This window comes from Bacillus sp. P4_D3 (assembly GCF_056401855.1).
The window spans coordinates 1-734 of the sequence record NZ_JBFUIN010001168.1 but is presented as its reverse complement, the minus strand read 5'-3'; the positions used below and the strand labels follow the sequence as shown (position 1 = coordinate 734).

The window sequence follows — 734 nt, the reverse complement described above, 5'->3', positions numbered from 1 at the left end:
GTACATAGGCACGATAGTTTCGTCGTTCTCAATTCTGTTTTTTAGCCAAGGTAGAAAAAATCCACTTAGCCAATTATCATCGGCAATGAGGTGGGTATAATAACCTAAAATATAAGAGGAATCCATATGATCTTCATATTTATGAATAAATGAATCATAATCTATTCTTCTCGTATAGTTTTTCGTTGTACCAGCGTAAAAATGTGAAGTTCCTTTTTCTTCTTTTGAATGAACAGCATCAGGAGCTACACCACCAAGTAAGAAAGAGGTTTTATCTTGAATAGAAAGTTTCTCAGCAATACCGTTAGAGATAATGATATGCATAATTCGTGATCCCATGAATAACACCTCTATTTCATGTATTCATTTTAGGGAGCTGTCTGAACGTGTAGTATTACTTTCCCTGTACTTTGTCTACTTTCGACCCATTCATGTGCTTTCCCTGCATCTTGAAGAGGAAAAGATTTCGTAGTTTTAATTTGTAAACTTCCATCGCGTAAATAACGGAAAACTTGATTCGCAGTTTCTTGAAGCAATTCAGGACGTTTTTTTCGTGTAGTGCCAAAGCTGAAGCCGAGTATAGAACGGCAACTTGCGTGTAAATCTTTCGTTTGAAAACTACCAACTTCTCCGCTAGCATTGCCGAAATGGACGAGACGACCGTAATAAGCAAGGCAGTCTAAACTTCTTTCGGACACAGTACCAGAAATAGAATCTAAAACAATATTAACGCC

Annotated in this window: 2 protein-coding genes; both read right to left on the bottom strand. The window is 37.1% G+C overall.

The genetic code is table 11. The features are described 5' to 3' along the window. Positions 1-339 (bottom strand): zinc dependent phospholipase C family protein (locus AC1DTM_RS30025; RefSeq protein ID WP_477001653.1); only part of this gene is annotated, 339 nt, incomplete at its 3' end. A 29-nt stretch (positions 340-368) separates the two neighbouring features. Continuing rightward, the coding region (locus AC1DTM_RS30020) for a zinc-binding dehydrogenase (RefSeq protein ID WP_477001652.1) at positions 369-734 on the bottom strand (366 nt) is incomplete at its 5' end.